Genomic DNA, 17,265 nt, shown 5'->3' with positions numbered 1-17,265 from the left:
GTCCAAGTCGCCGAAGCGACAAGTCATGATGTGCCCATGACGAAGGCGATCGCGGGGGAGCTCGTCGTGCCCCGCAGCCCGGTGGCGAAGACCAGGCTGTTCTTCCGGGAACACTGGCAGCGGGGTGCGCCGGGGCAGCCGACGCCGGAGTGGGTGCTGCGCTTCGCGTACACCGCCTGGCTGGTCGCGTTCGGCTTCAAGCTGCTGGGCTCGTCGTGGGACGTGTCGTGGCACTTCAAGTTCATCCGCGACGACCTCGCCCCACCGCACCTGATCAACACCGTCGGCACCGGGATCGTCGTGGTGCTCGTGGCGATCCACACCTACACCGGCCTCGGCTGCGACCGCCGCTCGCTGCGGCTCATGCAGTGGGGGCTCGGGCTGTTCCTGATCGCCGCACCGCTCGACGTGATCAACCACCGCGTCAACGGCCTGGACCTGACCGCGTGGAGCCCGACGCACCTGCTGCTGTACTTCGGCACCGGGGTGATGCTCGCCGGGGTCATCGACGGCTGGCTGAAATCCGCCCCGCCGGGCCGCGTGCGCACGCTCGTGCTCACCGGGCTGTGGGCGTTCTTCCTGGAGAACGCCTTCTTCCCCAACGGGCAGCAGGAGTACGGCGTCCTGGGGCTGCGGGCGTGGGAGCAGGGCCGGCCCGAGGCCGAGCCGTCGCTGCTGGAGTTCGCGGCGCAGCAGATCGGGCATCCCGTGGACCGCGCCGCGGTGCTGCACTTCACGATGCCGATCGCGGACTGGGTGTATCCCCTGTGGGGCATCGGGATGTCCGCCGTGGTGCTGCTGCTGGCGCGGCGCACCATCGGGCACGCGTGGGCCGCCACCGCCGTCGCGGGGGCCTACGTCGCGTACCGCGTGGTGATCTGGCCGCTGCTGGTGCTGGGCACCTTCCCGGCCTCGACGATCCCGTTCTACCTGGTGTTCGTCGGGCTGGCGGTGGATCTCGCCGCCCGGCGCGGGGTACTCACGGGCGTGCTCGTGGCCGCGTTCGGCTACGGCGTGCTCTGGGTGCAGTCCCGCTTCGGCGCCGCGCCGCCGTTCGCGGTCTGGACGCTGCCGGTGGTCCTCGTCGCCGTCACCGCGGCGTGGTGGGCGACGGCGACGAGGAGCCGGGTCAGAGCTTCTGGCCTGCCGACTTGAGCGCCTGCGCGGCCTGCACGACCCGCTCGGCCATGCCGGTCTCGGCCTTCTTGAGGTAGCTGCGCGGGTCGTAGGTCTTCTTGTTGCCGACCTCGCCGTCGATCTTCAGCACGCCGTCGTAGTTCTTGAAGAAGTGGTCCGCGATCGGGCGGGAGAACGCGTACTGCGTGTCGGTGTCGACGTTCATCTTCACCACGCCGTACGACACCGCCTCGTGGATCTCCTCCAGCAGCGAGCCCGAACCGCCGTGGAACACCAGCTCGAACGGCTTCGAACCCTCGGCGAGGCCGAGCTTCGCCGCCGCGACCTGCTGGCCGCGCTTGAGCACGTCCGGACGCAGCTGGACCGCGCCCGGCTTGTACGCGCCGTGCACGTTGCCGAAGGTGGCGGCGAGCAGGTACCGGCCCTTCTCACCGGAGCCGAGCGCGTCCACCGTCTTCTCGAAGTCGCCCTCGGCGGTGTACAGCTTCTCGTTGATCTCGTTCGAGACGCCGTCCTCCTCGCCGCCGACGACGCCGATCTCGACCTCGAGGATGATCTTCGCCGCCGCGGCCCGCTCCAGCAGCTCGGCCGCGATCTTGAGGTTCTCGTCGAGGTCGATCGCCGAGCCGTCCCACATGTGGGACTGGAACAGCGGGTTCTGGCCCCGGTCGACCCGCTCCTGCGAAATCGCGATGAGCGGGTTGACGTAGGTGTCCAGCTTGTCCTTCGGGCAGTGGTCGGTGTGCAGTGCGATGTTGACCGGGTACTTCTCGGCGACCACGTGCGCGAACTCGGCCAGCGCGGTCGCGCCGGTCACCATGTTCTTCACGTTGAGACCGGACGCGAACTCCGCGCCGCCGGTGGACACCTGGATGATGCCGTCGCTCTCCGCGTCGGCGAACCCCTTCAGCGCCGCGTTCAGGGTCTCCGACGAGGTCACGTTGATGGCCGGGTAGGCGAACTCGCCTCCCTTGGCCCGGTCGAGCATCTCGGCATAGACCTCGGGGGTGGCGATGGGCATCGTTGGTCCTCCTAGCAGGTGGTTCGCCTTGTTGCCCGAATCGTAGGGGGTCCGCCGCGAGACCACTACGACAGCAGGACCTCCGCCACAGCCCGGTACACCGGCAGCGGGTCGGAGTTCAGTACCTGGATGGTCACCTGGTCCGCCCCCGCGTCCCAGTGCGCCCGCACACCGTCGGCGATCTGCTGCGCGTCCCCGTGCAGCACCAGCGCGTCGACGAGGCGGTCGCTGCCGTCGTTCGCGATGTCCTCGTCGGTCCAGCCCAGGCGCTTGAGGTTGCTGACGTAGTTGGTGAGCTTGAGGTACGGGTTCGCGACCTTCGGCCGCCCGATCGAGCGCGCCCGCTCGGGATCGGTGTCGAGGACGACCTTGTGCTCCGGCACGAGCAGCTTGCCCTCGCCGAGGATCTCGCGCGCCTGCCGGGTGTGCTCCGGGGTCGTCAGGTACGGGTGGGCGCCTGCGGTGCGCTCGGCCGACAGCTTCAGCACCTTCGGCCCGAGCGCGGCGAGCGCCCTGTCCTCCACCGGCACGCCGGCCTCGTCGAGCTGGTCGAGGTACTCGACGATCTTGTCGTAGGGCTTCTGGTAGACCTGCACCGCTTCGGGGTGCCCGATGCCGACCCCGAGCAGGAAGCGGCCGGGGTGCTTCGCCGCGATCCGGTGGTACGACTCCGCGACCGGCGCGGCGTCGGCGGTCCACATGTTGACGATGCCGGTCGCGACGACGACCCGTTCGGTGGCGTCGAGGATCCGTTCGACGTCGGTGAGCTCCGCGGGCGGGGAGCCGCCGAGCCAGACGGCGCCGTAGCCGAGCTGCTCCACCTCACGGGCGACGTCGTCGCCGACCTGGCTGTAGTGGGCCCAGATTCCGAGTTTCCCGAGTGCGTTCACCATGTCCGGGACAACGGCTCCCGCGCGTGCGTTCATTCCGTATTAGCGTGGGAAACATGAAGATCGGGAACAGCGACCTGGACGTCTACCCCCTCAACCTGGGCGGGAACGTGTTCGGCTGGACGGCTGACGAGCAGCAGTCCTTCGAGGTGCTCGACGCGTACGCGGCGGCGGGCGGCAACTTCGTCGACACCGCCGATTCGTACATGCACCGCGCTCCCGGCAATTCCGGCGGCGAGTCCGAAACCATCATCGGCAGGTGGCTCGCCAAACGCGGCCGCCGCGACGACATGGTCATCGCGACGAAGGTGGGCAGCTGGCCGAAGCGGCCGGGTGTGTCCGCCAAGAACATCCGCGAGGCGGCCGAGGACTCGTTGCGGCGCTTGGGAACCGGTCACATCGACCTCTACTACGCGCACCGGGACGTCGCGGACGTCCCGCTCGAAGAGACGCTGGGCGCGTTCGACGAGCTGGTGCGCGCGGGGAAGGTCCGCTACCTCGGGGCGTCGAACTACACCGCCGAGCGGCTGGCCGAGGCACTGTCCATTTCGGACCGCGAGGGCCTCGCCCGGTACGTCGCGCTGCAGCCGCACTACAACCTGGTCGAGCGTGGCTACGAGCAGGACCTGCTGCCGCTGGTGCGGCAGGAAGGGCTCTCGACACTGCCGTACTTCTCGCTCGCGAAGGGCTTCCTGACGGGCAAGTACCGCTCACGGGAGACGGACACCGGCAGCCCGCGCAACGAGGGCGCCGTCGCGTACCTGGACCACCGCGGCGAGCGGGTGCTGGAGGCGCTCGACGACATCTCCGCCGCACACGGCACCACCCCGGCCGCGGTGTCGCTCGCGTGGCTGGCCGCGCAGCCGACGGTCGCCGCCCCGATCGCGAGCGCACGCACCGTGGAACAGCTGTCGGACCTGATCGCGTCGGTGGAGCTGCGCCTGAGCCAGGCGGACCTCGCAGCACTCGCCGAGGCGTCCGCGTAGCGCTTACTCAGGAGTAGCTTACTCCCGGTAGGTTGAGGTACGGTGCTGGTCATGGCCAATGTAAAGGGCAAGGTCGTGCTCATCACCGGAGCTGCGCGCGGCATCGGGGCCGGGCTCGCGGAACGGCTCGCCGCGCAGGGCGCGAAGGTCGCTCTGGTCGGTCTCGAAGTCGAGGAGCAGCGCAAGGTCGCGGAGCGCATCGGCGACGCGGCGCACGCCTGGGAAGCCGACGTGACGGACTGGGACGCGCTCGAAAAGGCGACGGCCGGGGTGGTCGAGCACTTCGGCGGAATCGACATCGTCGTCGCCAACGCGGGCATCGCCACCACCGGCTTCGTCCGGTCGGTCGACCGCGAGGCGTTCGAGAAGGTGTTCGAGGTGGACCTGCTCGGCGTGTGGCGGACCTTCCGGGTCACGCTGCCGCACGTCATCGAGCGCAAGGGCTACCTGCTGGCGATCTCGTCCCTCGCGGCGATCACCCACGCGCCCGGCATGGCGAACTACTGCGCCGCCAAGGCCGGGGTGGAGGCGTTCTGCAACAGCCTCCGCGCGGAGGTCGCGCACCTGGGCGTGAAGGTCGGCGTCGCGCACCCGACGTGGATCCGCACCGACCTGGTGGACGGCGCGGACGCGCACCCGGTGTTCGGCAAGCTGCGGGCCTCCATGGGGCCCATGGGCAAGACGTACCCGCTGGACGTGGCGCTGGACCACCTGGAGGCCGGCGTGCTGAAGCGCGCGCGGACGATCCACGTGCCGAAGTGGGTGCTGGCGCTGAAGCTGCTGCGGTCGTTCCTGCCGCCGATCATCGAGCTGGGCTCCCGGCGGCTGATCCCGGCGGCCGACAAGGCGGCGCTGGAGGACATCAAGGCCCGCGGCTCCCGCGAGGCGGCGATCACTGGCCACGGCGGGCGCGCGGCGACCCGCTGAACTGCGTCCTGGGCTCCTACCGCACCCAGGAGCCCAGGACCGGCTTGTACTCGCGCACCGTCCGGCTCTCCAGCGCGCCTTCGACGTGGTACGGGTCGGCGTCGAGCACCTTCTCCAGCGCCGCCTCGTCGTCGGCCTGGACGAGGATCACGCCACCCGTGTCGTCGGCCAGCGGGCCCGCGACCGCGACCACACCCTGCTCGGCGAGTTCGAGCAGGTACTCCCGGTGCCTCGGCCGCACGTCGCGGTACTTGTCCTGCGCGTAGCGCGTCTCCACCAGGAACCAGGCCATCCCGTTACCTCCGCGTCCTCCGATTTCTGCCCGCACGCTACCCGTGCGCGCGGTGTGGGTTCCCGGTGCAACCCGATACCCTGGGCGCGCGTGGAGGACATGTGCAGACGAAGGTCGAGGACGGGCAGGACTACATGCCGGAAGGCAGCGCGGAGCGCAGCGTCGAGCGGACGCTCGGGCACTTGCGCACGATCGACGGAGTGGAACAGGCGCCGGCACAGCCCGCCGCACCACTGACGCTCGAAGACCTCTACCGGACCCACCGCATGCGACTGGTGCGGCTCGCCATCCTGCTCGTCGACGAACCCGCCACGGCGGAGGACGTCGTGCAGGAGGCGTTCACCGGGCTGTACCGCAACTGGGGGAAGCTGCGCGACGCCCAGGCGGCGGTCGGCTACCTGCGGACGGCAGTGGTCAACGGGTCGCGCAGCGTGCTGCGCCGGCGCAAGACGGCCCGCGAGTACGTCCCGCCGCACGCGGTCAACGCGCGCTCGGCGGAGAGCCTCGCGATGCTGTCCAACGAGCACCAGGCCGTGGTCAGCGCCCTGTCGAAGCTGCCGCCGCGGCAGCGCGAGGTGCTGGTGCTGCGGTACTACGGCGGGCTGTCGGAGGCGGAGATCTCCGAGGCGGCGGGCATCTCGAAGGGCACGGTGAAGTCGACGGCGAGCCGGGCACTTGAATCGCTTCAGAAGGCCATGAGCGGCTGAATCCTGCCGTGTTTGGTTTAGACCAATGTACGCTGGAGCGCGTGACGGACTTCGTGCTGACCGGCGGCAGGCTGGCGCTCCCCGAAGGGCTCGTGGACGACGGCTGGCTGGCCGTCGCCGACGGGCGGATCTCTGGCATCGGCACCGGCACCCCGCCGCCGGGTGACCACGTCGAGCTGGGCGGTGGACTCGTCGTCCCCGGCTTCGTCGACACGCACTGCCATGGCGGCGGTGGCGGCTCGTTCTCCAGCGCGGACTCGAAGGAGATCGCGCGCGCGATCGCCGCGCACCGCCGCCACGGCACCACCACCATGCTGGCCAGCCTGGTGTCCGAGCCGATCCGCTCGCTGGTCGACCAGCTGGCCGCGCTGCGCGAGCTGGTCGAGGACGGCGAGCTGGCCGGTATCCACCTGGAGGGCCCGTTCATCGCCGAGGCCCGCTGCGGCGCGCACGACCCGGCGGTGCTGCTGGAGCCGGACACGGCGTCGGTCGACGCGCTGCTGCGCGCGGGGCACGGGCACGTCCGGATGGTGACGATCGCGCCCGAGCTGGCCGGTGGCGTGCGGGCGGTCCGCCAGCTCACCGAGTCCGGCGTGATCGCCGCGATCGGGCACACCGACGGCACGGAGGAGCAGATCCGGCCCGCGATCGACGCGGGCGCCACCGTCGGCACCCACCTGTTCAACGGGATGCGCCCGCTGCACCACCGCGAACCCGGCCCGATCGGCGCGCTGCTGGACGACGAGCGCGTCACGGTCGAGCTGATCTGCGACCTCGTGCACGTCCACCCGACGGTCCTGCGCCTGGCCGCGACGCACGCGGGTCGCGGCCGGACGGTGCTGATCACCGACGCGATGTCCGCCACCGACGCCGCCGACGGCCGCTACCACCTGGGGCGGCTGGAGGTCGACGTCCACGACGGCGTGGCCACGCTCGCGGAGACGGGCTCGCTCGCGGGCAGCACGCTGACCATGGACGTCGCGTTCCGCAACCTCGTGCGCGGCGCGGGCCTGAGCATCCCCGACGCGGTGCGCGCGACCTCCGGACGGCCCGCGGAGCTGCTCGGCATCGAGGACCGCACCGGTTCGCTGGAGACCGGCCTGGCCGCGGACATCGTCATCCTCGACGACGACCTGCGCCCGTCCCGCGTCCTGCGTGGCGGTGAGTGGTTGACTTGATGCCAGTCGGGACTGGCATCTGCCGGCATGAGCGAGCAGGTGCTCGACTGGGTCGAGCCAGCCGCGCGTCGCTGACCAGCAACATGCGGCTGCTGGTCGGCGCCGGTCTGGTCAGCAAGCGCACCGGTCGCGGTGAGCGCACCACGTACTTCCGGATGGAGGACCACGCGTGGGAGCGGGTGATCCGCGCGCGGATCGCGTCGCTCGCCTCGTTCGGGCAGCTCGCCAGGGCTGGGCTCGAACTCGCCGGGCCCGATCCGGCGCGGCTGCGGGACGCCGACCGGGCGTTCTCGTGGATGGCCGGCGTGTTCGAGCAAGCGAAGGGACCCGGCGATGCCTGAGGCCGTCGTGGTGGGCGGGGGCATCGGCGGTCTGACGGCGGCCATCGCCCTGCGCCGCATCGGCTGGTCGGTCGAGGTGCTGGAGCAGGCCGCCGAGCTGAAGGAGGTCGGCGCCGGGCTGTCGCTCGCCACCAACGCGATGCGCGCGCTCGACGAGCTGGGCATCGGTGACCGGGTGCGCGAGCACGCCGCGTTCTCCCAGGTCACGGGCAATCAGCGGCTGCCGTCGGGTCGGTACCTGCGGCGTTTCCGGGAAGGCCGCGACGTCCCGCTCGCGGCCTTCCACCGCGCCGAACTCCACCGGGTGCTGCTCGGCGAACTCCCCGGCGATGTCATCCGCACCGGGCGGCGGGTGACGGCGGTCCCGTACGCGGACCTGGTCGTCGCGGCCGACGGGGTACACAGCACCTTTCGGAACCTGCTCTGGGACGCGCCCCAGCCACGGCGCCGGTACACGGCCTGGCGCGGTGTCGCCGAGGGCGTCGAGGTGGAGGGCAGCTTCACCTTGGGGCGCGGCCGGTACTTCATGATCCACCCGCTTCCGGGCGGCCGGGCCTGCTGGGCGCTCGGCTCACGCGCGGACGGCCCGGAAGCGGTGCGGACGTGGCACGAGCCGATCCCCGAGCTGCTCGCGGCCACGGAAACCGTGCTGCGCAACGAAATCCTAGACCTCGGCCCGCTCCCGAGCTACGTGCACGGCAACGTCGTCCTGCTCGGCGACGCCGCCCACGCCGTGACCCCCGACCTCGGTCAGGGCGCGTGCCAGGCAATCGAGGACGCGGTCACCCTCGCCGCGGCGCTGCGCGACGAGCCAGTACCCGCCGCACTCGCCCGCTACGACCGCGAGCGCCTGCCCCGCACGCGGATGATCGCGCACACCGCCCGGCGCAAGGGGGAAACGGCCGTCTCGCCGAACCCGCTCGTCCACGGTTTGGTGGCCCTGACCACCCGATGGCTTCCGGAAGCGGCCGTGCGGCGGAGCACCGCACGGGTCTGGGACTGGTCGCCGCCCCGACTAAGCTGAAGTGGGTGAGCGATGGTCCGGACCCGGAGCGCCTGCTGGCCGAGGCGCTGCGCGCGCAGGCGAGGAGCGCGCCGCCCACCGATCGTGCGCCGAGCGTGCCACCCCAGTACGGCCTGCTGTCCGGTGTCGGGGGCGAGGCGCTGGAGCGCGAGCGGGCCGCGCTCGAACCGCCCACCGTGCGTCATCCCGCGATCCGGCCCAAGCTGCCCGCCGGTCCGCTGCCCGCGTACTGGGTCCTGCTGCTCGCGGCGCTCCTCGGGCTGGCGACCGGTGCGGTGATCGGCCTGATGACTCTGTTCTGAGCCCACAGAGGCGACACAGGGTCACCCTGTACCGTTTGTCGGTGTGATCCTCGCCGAGACCACGACCACGCTTGCCCTGATGCCGAAGTGGTTCAACCCGGAGTACCTGCTGACCCAGTTCGGCGCGTACGTCATCGTCGGGCTGTGCCTGGTCATCTTCATCGAGAGCAGCGTCTTCCCGGTGCTGCCCGGTGACTCGCTGCTGTTCACCGCGGGCCTGTTCGTCGCGCAGGGCTCGATCCACACCCCGCTGTGGCTGGTGTGCCTGGTGGTGAGCGTCGCGGCGCTGCTCGGCAACGCGGTCGGGTACTTCATCGGCTACAAGGCCGGGCCGGCGTTGTTCAAACGGCCCGACTCGCGGTTCTTCAAACAGGAGTACGTCGACAAGACGCACGCGTTCCTGGAGAAGCACGGCCCGAAGGCGGTCGTGCTGGCCCGGTTCGTGCCGTTCGTGCGCACGTTCATCACGTGGATCGCGGGCGTCGGCCGGATGGACGCGAAGAAGTACTTCACGTACACGATCATCGGCGGCATCCTGTGGGCCGCGGGCATCACGGCGCTGGGCCACGTGCTGGGCAACATCTCGTTCATCAAGAACAACATCGAGGCGATCTTCATCCTGATCGTGCTCGTGTCGGTGGTGCCGCTGATCGTCGAGTACGCCCGCAACCGCCGCGAGAAGCGCCACGCCCCAGCCGCCGAGACCGACGCCGAGGTCACGCAGCGGATCCCGCGCATCGACCGCTAGGTCCCCGGCGCGGCGGTCGGCAGCCCGGCCGCGTCCGCGCAGGCCAGCAGCCGCCGGTCGTAGGTGACGAAGCTGCTCAGCTGCTCGCCGAAAATCGCCTGTGCCGTGGCGAGGTGGATCGCATCGAGCGAACGGAGTTCGGGTGTGCGGTAACCGGCCGCCGTGCTCCGGACCAGTTCGTCGATCTCGTAGATGCCGATCCGGCCGAGCAGCGCGGGTACGCCGGGGAGCAGTTCCGGCTCGGTCCGCCGGAGCGCCCGCGGCAGCTCGACCTCGGCGAGCGCCGAGGAGACCAGCAGTGTCGAACTCCGTTCGTCGAGCCAGTCCGCGAGCGCGTCACTCTCCGGCTCCCGCCGGATCAGCTTCACCAGGGCAGCCGTGTCGAGATAGATCATCAGTACCGCTCGTCGTCGCGCATCTCGCGCAGGAGTTCGCCTGCCTCCTGATCGGTCCTCACCGGCCCGGCGGGCCGCGGGATGCGGCTGGTCACCGTGGGTGGCCGCAGCTTGCCGCTGGCGATCAGCGCGGACACCGGACTCGGCTGCGCGGGAACGAGGCGAGCGATGACCTTGCCGCGCTCGGTGATCTCGACCTCTTCGCCGCGTTTCACGCGCGCGAGAACACCGGCCGTGTCCTGGTTGAGCTCGCGCACTGGCACCTCGGTCACGAAGCCAGTGTACTACGCAAAAGTAGTACGTTCACGCCATCGAGAACATCGAGCCGGGGTTGAACAGGTTCTCCGGGTCCAGCGCCTGCTTGAGCTGCCGGTGCACGCGGATTCCCACGGGGCCGATCTCCCGCTCCAGCCACTCGCGCTTGATCCGCCCCACCCCGTGCTCCCCGGTGATCGTGCCGCCGAGCGACAACGCCACCTCCAGGATGTCGTCGAACGCCTTGCGCGCCCGCTGGAACTCCTCCTCCGAGCCCGGCGCGTAGACGATCGTCGGGTGCATGTTGCCGTCGCCGGCGTGTCCGACCACCGCGATCCGCAGCCCGACCTCGTCGCTGATCCGCTGGCAGCCCAGGATCAGCTCGGCGATGCGCGTCCGCGGCACGGACACGTCGTCGGTCAGCCAGATGCCGTACTCCTCCAGTGCGGTGAGCACGACGCGCCGCGCCTGCATCAGCATCCGGCCCTCTTCGAGGTCGTCGGTGGCGTAGGCCATCGTCGCCTCGCAGTCGTTGCAGATCTGCTCGATCACAGCCAGCTCGCGGCGCGCCACCTCGCCGCCGGAGTCGGACTGGCACAGCAGCAGCGCCTGGCACTCGTCGCCGGTGCCGAGGTCGGTGTTCAGGTAGTGCTCGGCCGCCTTGATGGAGCTGGCGTCCATGATCTCCATCAGCGACGGCACGAGGCCCTCGCGCACGATCCGCGTGACCGCCTCGCCCGCCTTCTCGGTGTCGTCGAACCCGGCGACGAGCGTGGCGGGCGCCTGGGGCAGCGGGCGCAGCGCCACCGTGGCCTGCGTGATGACGCCGAGCGTGCCCTCGCTGCCGATGAACAGCTTGGTCAGGTCGTAGCCCGCCACGCCCTTCACGGTCCGCCGTCCGGTCTTCAGCACCGAGCCGTCCGCCAGCACGACCTCCAGGCCCAGCACCGCGTCCGTGGTCACGCCGTACTTCACGCAGCACAGCCCGCCCGCGTTGGTGGACAGGTTGCCGCCGATGGTGCACCAGTCGTAGCTCGACGGGTCCGGCGGGTAGAACAGCCCGTGCTTCTCCACCGCGTTGCGGAAGTCGAGGTTCACCACGCCCGGCTGCACGACGGCGAGCCGGTTGCCGGGGTCGACCTCCAGGATCCGGTCGAACCTGGTCATCACCAGCACCACGCAGCCGTCGATCGCGTTCGCGGCGCCGGACAGCCCGCTGCCGGCGCCGCGCGGGACGATGGGCACCTTCGCCTCCGCGCAGGCCCGCACCGTCGCCTGGACTCCCTCGACGTCGGAGGGCAGCACCACCGCCAACGGCCGCCCGGACGGAGCCAGCGGCATCATGTCGCGCGAGTAGCTTTCGGTGACGTCGGTGTCGGTCAGGACGGCGTCCTTCCCGAGCGCTTCGCGGAGTTTCGTCAGCAGTGCGTCGTTGCCCATGCATCCATCGTAGAACCGGGCAGTCCACAAAGCGGAAAAAAGTTTCCGAACTTTGTCACCTTGCCGAACCGATGATCCGCTCGACGGGGATGCGCAGCACGAGCCGTCCGTCGGCGACCATCGCGGCGCGGTACTCGTCCCAGTCAGGGTGCTCGCCCGCGATCTTCCGGTACAGCGTGATGAGCTCCTCCACCGTCTCGTCGTGCGGGTCGCGCGCGACGGGAGCGAGTTCCGCCGTGCCCTCGACCACCGCGTAGGACCAGCCGTCCACACTGCTGACGTGGTAGGTGGCACGGGGGTCGCGGCGCAGGTTGTGGGTCTTGGCGCGGCCGTCGGTCACCGAGATCAGGATGCGGTTGGTTTCGGTGTCGAAGAAATGGGTGACATTGGATAGTTGAGGCCGCCCGTCCCGCCGGATGGTGGCGAGGACGCCGAAGGGGCGGTCGGCGAGGAGCTTGAGGAGAGCGGAGTCAGCCGTCATGCCGGGAATTGTCGTACCCCCGCGCTAGCTTCGGGAACATGCGGAGAGGGTGAACGGTGCGAACCGGACAGATCACCCGAGAGTAATTCAGTTGCCTTGGTCAACTAAAGTGTTTTGCGACACAGGACAGTTATTTGAGTGGCGCAACCAACCACTTCGGGTGCATCCTTGCTTAAGGCAACTAGTTGCAGCGGCCAATTAAGCGTGTGAAGAGAGTGATGACCATGGCACCTGCCACCCAGGAAGCAGCCTTCACGGCTGCCGAGCTCGACGTCGCGGACGAGCTCGGGGTCCAGATGGTCCGCTTCGTGCGCCTGATCCACAAGGCGAAGTCGCAGGTCGCGAAGCAGGGGCCGGACGGGATCGAGCGAGCCGCGTACGCGATCCTCTTCCACCTCATCCACGACGGGCCGCAGCGCACCAGCAGGCTCGCCGAGGCGCTGCACGCAGAGATCTCCACGATCAGCAGGCAGAGCAGCTCGCTGGTCCAGCACGGCCTGGTCGAGCGCCAGGCCGACCCCGAGGACGGCCGTGCGTGCCTGCTGGCGCCGACGGCAGAGGGGCTGCGGGTCTTCGAGGAGAACCGCAGGCAGCGCAACCAATGGCTGGCCGAGGTGCTGGCCGACTGGCCCGAGGAGGAGCGGCACACCTTGACCAGGCTGCTGGACCGCCTCATCTCCAGCATCGAGACAAGCATTCCGCACGTGGCCGACCAGGGGTCGGCACAGAGCAAGGGGGCTGACGCATGACGAGTTCCACCCGACAACCGGCGGCACCAACGGGGGGTGTGGCCGCCGCCGAAGGCCCGAGGCTCAGCCACCGGCAGATCATGACCGTGCTGAGCGGTCTGCTGCTGGGGATGTTCCTGGCGGCACTCGACCAGAACATCGTGAGCGTGGCGATCGTGAAGATCGCCAACGACCTCAACGGGTTCAGCGAGCAGGCGTGGGCCACCACGGCGTACCTGATCACCGCGACCATCGCGACGCCGCTGTACGGCAAGCTGTCCGACATCTACGGGCGCAAGCCGTTCTTCCTCGCCGCGATCGCGTTGTTCGTGATCGGCTCGGCCGCCTGTACGTTCTCCACCTCGATGTACGAGCTGGCCGCGTTCCGCGCGTTCCAGGGCCTCGGCGCCGGTGGTCTGATGTCGCTCGCGATGACCATCATCGGTGACATCGTGCCGCCGCGGGAGCGGGTCCGCTACCAGGGCTACTTCATGATGGTCTTCGGTTCGGCGACCGTCCTCGGCCCGGTGCTCGGTGGCTTCTTCTCCGGCCTCAACACCCTCGGCGGGCTGGACGGCTGGCGCTGGATCTTCCTGATCAACGTCCCGATCGGCATCGTCGCGCTGTTCGTGGTCTTCAAGGTGCTGAACGTGCCGCACCAGAGGCAGCCGCAGCGGGTCGACTGGTTCGGCGCGCTCTCGCTGGCCGTCGCCGTGATTCCGCTGCTGCTGGTGGCGGAGCAGGGCCGCACCTGGGGCTGGGCCTCCACCCGCTCGGTGATCTGCTACGCGGTCGCGGCGTTCGGCGTGGTGCTGTTCCTGTTCATCGAGTACGTGATGAAGGACGCGGCGCTGATCCCGCTGCGGCTGTTCAAGAACTCCACGTTCACCCTGGTCATCATCGGCGGCACCATCGTCGGTATCGCGATGTTCGGTGGCATCACCATGGTGCCGCAGTACTTCCAGGTCGTCCGCGGCTACTCGCCCACCCAGTCCGGTCTGCTGATGCTGCCGCTGGTGCTGGGCATCATGACCGGTTCGCAGATCTCGGGCCGCATCACCGCGAAGACGGGCCGCTACAAGATCCTGCCGGTCGTGGGCACGCTGATCCTGGCGGTCGGTGCGCTGCTGTACGCGCAGGTGCACTACGACAGCCCGATCTGGCAGCCGTTGGTGTACGCGCTGATCATCGGCTTCGGCCTCGGTGGCTGCATGCAGACGCTGATCATCGCGGCGCAGACCGCGGGTCCGCGCAAGGACATGGGTGTCTCCACCGCGTCGGCCACGTTCTTCCGGCAGATGGGCGGCACCCTGGGTGTCGCGGTGTTCCTGACCATCCTGTTCAACCTGCTGCCCGGCCGCATCGCGGACGCCTTCGGGGGCAACCTGCCTCCGCAGTTCAACGCGAGCGCGCTCAACGGGCTGCAGTCGAACACCAGCGCGTTGCAGACCCTGCCCGAGGCGCTCAAGATCCCGATCCTGACCGGGTTCACCAACTCGATGCACGGCGTGTTCTACGTGGCCGCCGCGTTCGCGGTGCTGGCGTGCATCGTGCTGGCCTTCATGAAGGAGATTCCGTTGAGCGGTGGGCCGAGTGCGGCCGCGGCGCCGACCGAGGGCGGCACCGTCCCGGCAGGCGCGGCGCAGGACACAGTCGACGCGAAGGCCGAGGCCGCGCAGGACACCTGGGCGGACGCGGACGCCGCGCTCGACCAGAACGACCGGGAGCCGGCGCTCGTCGGCGGCCGCCACGCGGCGCCGAGCGAGACCAACGGGCACGGCAGGTACGAGCTCGCCGCCCAGACCACGCCGTTCGCCACCGCGACGGCGGGGATGAGCAGCCCGGTCGACACCGACGGCCAGCCGATCAGCGGGCACATCCGCAGGCAGGACGGTTCCTCGGTGCACGGCGCGGCGCTGACACTGATCGACCAGCGCGGCCGTCAGGTCGCGAGGGGCACGGCGGGCGGTGACGGCGGGTACACGATCAACGCGCCCGGCGCGGGCACGTACGTGCTGATCGTGTCGGCAGGCGGTCACCAGCCGCAGGCGTCCAGCGTGGTCGTCGGGCAGGGGCCGGCGCGGCTGGACCTGACGCTCGTCGGTTCGGGTGAGCTGAGCGGCATCGTCCGGCTCGCCGGGCGGGGCACCCCGCTCCCCGGCGCGACGGTCACCCTGACCGACTCGCGCGGTGAGGTCACCGGTGCGTCGATCACCAACGCGGAGGGTGCGTACACCTTCCACGGCGTGGGTGCCGGCGCGTACACGCTGGTCGCGAGCGCCGAGCGGATGCGCCCGGTCGCGACGATGCTGACCGTGCCCGACAGCGGCGTGCTGCGGCAGGACCTCGAGCTGGCCTCCGCGGTCGTGCTCGCGGGCACCGCCCGCACCGACGGTGGCCGCGCGGTGCCCGACGCCCGCATCACGGTGCTGGACGCCGACGGCAATGTGGCGGCGGTCGCCCGGACGGATGGCGAGGGCCGGTACGTCGTGAGCGACCTGCCGGAGGGTGATTACACGGTGGTCGCCAGCGGGTACCCCCCGGCGACCAGCCAGGTGAGCCTGCAGGGTGGCGAGGAGACGCACGACGTCCGCCTCGGTTACGAGCAGGTGATCGACCAGTTCGGCGGCGAGCAGGCATGAGTGGTTTGCAGGCACAGATCCAGACGGCCGAGGGCTGGGCGGTCGAGGGCGCGGTCCTGACCGTGACCGACATGACCGGCCAGCAGGTGGCACGCGCGGTGTCGGATGCGAAGGGGGCGGTGGACACCCCGTCCCTGCCCACGGGCGTCTACACCGCGGTGCTCACCGCGGCGGGCTACAACCCGGTGGCGCGCACGGCGCAGATCGGGTCGGACGGCACCGGTTCGCTGGGGGAGATCCCCCTGACGCCGGTCGCCGGTTCGATCGAGCCCCCGCCGCCGGGGCCCTGGACGATCGATCCGATGCACTCCAGCGTCGTCGCGACGGCGCGGCACCTGGGCATTTCGAGCATCAAGGCCCGGTTCAGCGACGTCAACGGCCGGATCAACATCGGCAGGCCGGTGGAGCAGTCGTCGGTGCGGGCCGAGATCAAGGCGGCCAGCCTCGACAGCGGCATCAAGATGCGCGACGACCACCTGCGTTCGCCGGACTTCCTGGACGTCGAGACGTATCCGACGATCACCTTCGAGAGCCGCGCGCTGCACCAGCGTGGTGCGGATCGTTGGCAGCTGTCGGGCGACCTGACACTGCACGGCGAGCGACGTGAGGTCGACCTCGACGTCACGTACGGCGGCTGGGGTCCGGACCCGTGGGGTGGCGTGCGGGCGGCGTTCCACGCCGAGGCGCAGCTGCACCGGAACGACTTCGCGATCAACTACAACGCGATGGTCCGGGCCGGGGTCGCGGCGATCGGCACCACGGTGAAGATCGAGATCGAGATCCAGGCGCTGCAGGGCGAGACGCTGCCGCAGATGTGAGTGCGTGGGGCGCCGGGCGGGCTCGTCCGGCGCCTCACGTTCGGTAACGGATACCGTAAATCCACCCTTCGGCTGACCGCGCCTTGCGTCCGCCCCGTAGGCTTCGCCGGGTGAGTGTCGTCTACGCCGCCTCGGAAGGGCTCGGCGTGGGCTGGCTGGACACAGCCGGTCCGCTGCTGGTGTGGGTGATCGTGCTCAGCTTCGTGTTCGTGGAGTGCGCACTGATCGTCGGCCTGTTCCTCCCGGGCGACTCGCTGTTGTTCGCCGCCGGGGTGGTGCTCGCCTCGCACGACGCCGATGCCAACGCTTGGTTGCTTTCGGTGGCCGCGCTGGTGGTGGCTGTGGTGGGCAACCAGGTCGGGTACTACATCGGCAGGCACACGGGCACCCGCTTCATCGCGCGGCGGGGCGGGCGGGTGCTCAACCGCGGGAACCTCGAACGGGCGCGGGCCTTCCTGGACCGCAAGGGTTTCTTCGCGGTGGTCGCCGCGCGCTGGATCCCGTGGGTCCGCACGCTGGCGCCGCTGATCGCGGGTGCCGCCAGGATGGACCCGAAGCGCTTCCTGCTGGCCACCTTCCTCGGCGGTCTCCTGTGGGTGCCGACGCTGGTGCTGCTGGGCTACTACGGCGCCGGTCTGCTGGACGCGCTGCCCTGGCTCAAGACGGTGGTCGTCTGGCTCTCGGTGGCGTTCTTCGTGGGCGGCACGGCGTTCGGCGTGGTGCGCTACCGACAGGAGATGCGCCGCCCGGTGGACGACCCGGGCCGCGACGCGGGCCCGGAACTGCGCGAAGCCGCCTGACGCCACTCGCCGGTGGTCGGTGGCAGTTCGGTCACGGGTCTCGGGAACCTCGCGAGCGGCTGCGACGCCCTTCGATGGCGCTTGATCGGTAGCGCTACCCGCCCGGCACAGGCGAGGTCAAAATCGGCGCGTCGCCGCGAGCCGCCGCCGCGC

At 70.2% G+C, this 17,265-nt stretch carries 20 protein-coding genes; 13 read left to right on the top strand and 7 right to left on the bottom strand.

Features of this window, described 5'->3' with window-relative positions; all coding sequences use genetic code 11:
* The first annotated feature begins 36 nt into the window (after positions 1–36).
* Positions 37–1,155 carry a hypothetical protein gene (locus FHX82_RS00220; protein ID WP_145937263.1) on the top strand — a complete coding sequence of 373 codons (1,119 nt, stop codon included), beginning with the start codon at positions 37–39 and terminating at the stop codon, positions 1,153–1,155.
* On the opposite strand, the gene fbaA is transcribed toward FHX82_RS00220, so the two are convergent.
* Both fbaA and FHX82_RS00210 read right to left on the bottom strand, forming a co-directional pair.
* Positions 1,130–2,158: a class II fructose-bisphosphate aldolase gene (gene fbaA, locus FHX82_RS00215; RefSeq protein WP_145937262.1), complete on the bottom strand. Its 1,029-nt coding sequence runs from the start codon at positions 2,156–2,158 to the stop codon at positions 1,130–1,132. The two genes, FHX82_RS00220 and fbaA, sit on opposite strands and share 26 nt — an antisense overlap.
* A gap of 65 nt (positions 2,159–2,223) precedes the next feature.
* Complete coding sequence (locus FHX82_RS00210; protein ID WP_145937286.1) at positions 2,224–3,051, bottom strand: LLM class F420-dependent oxidoreductase; 828 nt, start codon at positions 3,049–3,051, stop codon at positions 2,224–2,226.
* A 53-nt stretch (positions 3,052–3,104) separates the two neighbouring features.
* On the opposite strand from FHX82_RS00210, the gene FHX82_RS00205 reads away from it, so the two are divergent.
* Together FHX82_RS00205 and FHX82_RS00200 are read left to right on the top strand one after the other, a co-directional pair.
* A complete protein-coding gene (locus FHX82_RS00205; protein ID WP_145937261.1) occupies positions 3,105–4,034 on the top strand; it encodes an aldo/keto reductase in 930 nt (309 codons plus the stop codon).
* Positions 4,035–4,085: 51 nt separating this feature from the next.
* Positions 4,086–4,961 (top strand): SDR family oxidoreductase, encoded by an 876-nt coding sequence (locus FHX82_RS00200; RefSeq protein ID WP_145937260.1) that lies wholly within the window; start codon positions 4,086–4,088, stop codon positions 4,959–4,961.
* A 16-nt stretch (positions 4,962–4,977) separates the two neighbouring features.
* Here the strand turns inward: FHX82_RS00200 and FHX82_RS00195 are convergent, their stop codons facing one another.
* Complete coding sequence (locus FHX82_RS00195) at positions 4,978–5,253, bottom strand: YciI family protein (protein ID WP_145937259.1); 276 nt, start codon at positions 5,251–5,253, stop codon at positions 4,978–4,980.
* A gap of 134 nt (positions 5,254–5,387) precedes the next feature.
* Between FHX82_RS00195 and FHX82_RS00190 the strand changes: the two genes are divergently transcribed.
* The 6 genes from FHX82_RS00190 to FHX82_RS00165 all read left to right on the top strand — a co-directional run bounded on the left by FHX82_RS00190 (position 5,388) and on the right by FHX82_RS00165 (position 9,553).
* On the top strand, positions 5,388–5,960 hold the full coding sequence (locus FHX82_RS00190; RefSeq protein ID WP_145937285.1) for a SigE family RNA polymerase sigma factor: 573 nt from the start codon (positions 5,388–5,390) through the stop codon (positions 5,958–5,960).
* 53 nt (positions 5,961–6,013) lie between these two features.
* Entirely contained in the window at positions 6,014–7,138 is a 1,125-nt protein-coding gene (gene nagA / locus FHX82_RS00185) for an N-acetylglucosamine-6-phosphate deacetylase (protein ID WP_145937284.1), read from the top strand.
* 83 nt (positions 7,139–7,221) lie between these two features.
* Positions 7,222–7,479 carry a hypothetical protein gene (locus FHX82_RS00180; protein WP_145937258.1) on the top strand — a complete coding sequence of 86 codons (258 nt, stop codon included), beginning with the start codon at positions 7,222–7,224 and terminating at the stop codon, positions 7,477–7,479.
* Entirely contained in the window at positions 7,472–8,503 is a 1,032-nt protein-coding gene (locus FHX82_RS00175; protein WP_145937257.1) for an FAD-dependent monooxygenase, read from the top strand. The genes FHX82_RS00180 and FHX82_RS00175 overlap by 8 nt, the downstream gene beginning before the upstream one ends.
* Positions 8,504–8,508: 5 nt before the next feature.
* Positions 8,509–8,805, top strand: a complete 297-nt coding sequence (locus tag FHX82_RS00170; RefSeq protein WP_145937256.1) for a hypothetical protein — start codon at positions 8,509–8,511, stop codon at positions 8,803–8,805.
* A gap of 43 nt (positions 8,806–8,848) precedes the next feature.
* A complete protein-coding gene (locus FHX82_RS00165) occupies positions 8,849–9,553 on the top strand; it encodes a DedA family protein (RefSeq protein ID WP_145937255.1) in 705 nt (234 codons plus the stop codon).
* Here FHX82_RS00165 and FHX82_RS00160 read toward each other — a convergent pair.
* Genes FHX82_RS00160 through FHX82_RS00145 form a run of 4 tightly spaced genes read right to left on the bottom strand, consistent with a single transcriptional unit; the run spans position 9,550 to position 12,124 of the window.
* Positions 9,550–9,948 carry a type II toxin-antitoxin system VapC family toxin gene (locus FHX82_RS00160; protein WP_145937254.1) on the bottom strand — a complete coding sequence of 133 codons (399 nt, stop codon included), beginning with the start codon at positions 9,946–9,948 and terminating at the stop codon, positions 9,550–9,552. The two genes, FHX82_RS00165 and FHX82_RS00160, sit on opposite strands and share 4 nt — an antisense overlap.
* Positions 9,948–10,220 carry a type II toxin-antitoxin system Phd/YefM family antitoxin gene (locus tag FHX82_RS00155; RefSeq protein WP_183176410.1) on the bottom strand — a complete coding sequence of 91 codons (273 nt, stop codon included), beginning with the start codon at positions 10,218–10,220 and terminating at the stop codon, positions 9,948–9,950. Before FHX82_RS00155 ends, FHX82_RS00160 begins: the two co-directional genes overlap by 1 nt.
* A 31-nt stretch (positions 10,221–10,251) precedes the next feature.
* Entirely contained in the window at positions 10,252–11,643 is a 1,392-nt protein-coding gene (locus FHX82_RS00150; RefSeq protein ID WP_183176409.1) for an FAD-binding oxidoreductase, read from the bottom strand.
* A gap of 55 nt (positions 11,644–11,698) precedes the next feature.
* A complete protein-coding gene (locus tag FHX82_RS00145) occupies positions 11,699–12,124 on the bottom strand; it encodes a PPOX class F420-dependent oxidoreductase (protein ID WP_145937252.1) in 426 nt (141 codons plus the stop codon).
* A 224-nt stretch (positions 12,125–12,348) separates the two neighbouring features.
* On the opposite strand from FHX82_RS00145, the gene FHX82_RS00140 reads away from it, so the two are divergent.
* The 4 genes from FHX82_RS00140 to FHX82_RS00125 all read left to right on the top strand — a co-directional run bounded on the left by FHX82_RS00140 (position 12,349) and on the right by FHX82_RS00125 (position 17,112).
* On the top strand, positions 12,349–12,873 hold the full coding sequence (locus FHX82_RS00140) for a MarR family winged helix-turn-helix transcriptional regulator (RefSeq protein WP_145937251.1): 525 nt from the start codon (positions 12,349–12,351) through the stop codon (positions 12,871–12,873).
* Positions 12,870–15,494 carry an MFS transporter gene (locus FHX82_RS00135; protein WP_145937250.1) on the top strand — a complete coding sequence of 875 codons (2,625 nt, stop codon included), beginning with the start codon at positions 12,870–12,872 and terminating at the stop codon, positions 15,492–15,494. Before FHX82_RS00140 ends, FHX82_RS00135 begins: the two co-directional genes overlap by 4 nt.
* Positions 15,491–16,312: a YceI family protein gene (locus FHX82_RS00130; protein WP_145937249.1), complete on the top strand. Its 822-nt coding sequence runs from the start codon at positions 15,491–15,493 to the stop codon at positions 16,310–16,312. The genes FHX82_RS00135 and FHX82_RS00130 overlap by 4 nt, the downstream gene beginning before the upstream one ends.
* Before the next feature lie 110 nt (positions 16,313–16,422).
* Positions 16,423–17,112, top strand: a complete 690-nt coding sequence (locus FHX82_RS00125) for a DedA family protein (RefSeq protein WP_145937248.1) — start codon at positions 16,423–16,425, stop codon at positions 17,110–17,112.
* The last annotated feature ends 153 nt before the right edge of the window (positions 17,113–17,265 follow it).

The organism is Amycolatopsis bartoniae (assembly GCF_014191255.1).
Taxonomy (GTDB): domain Bacteria; phylum Actinomycetota; class Actinomycetes; order Mycobacteriales; family Pseudonocardiaceae; genus Amycolatopsis_E; species Amycolatopsis_E bartoniae.
The sequence above is the reverse complement of the archived record's forward strand: the minus strand, read 5'-3'. Positions and strand labels throughout refer to the sequence as shown.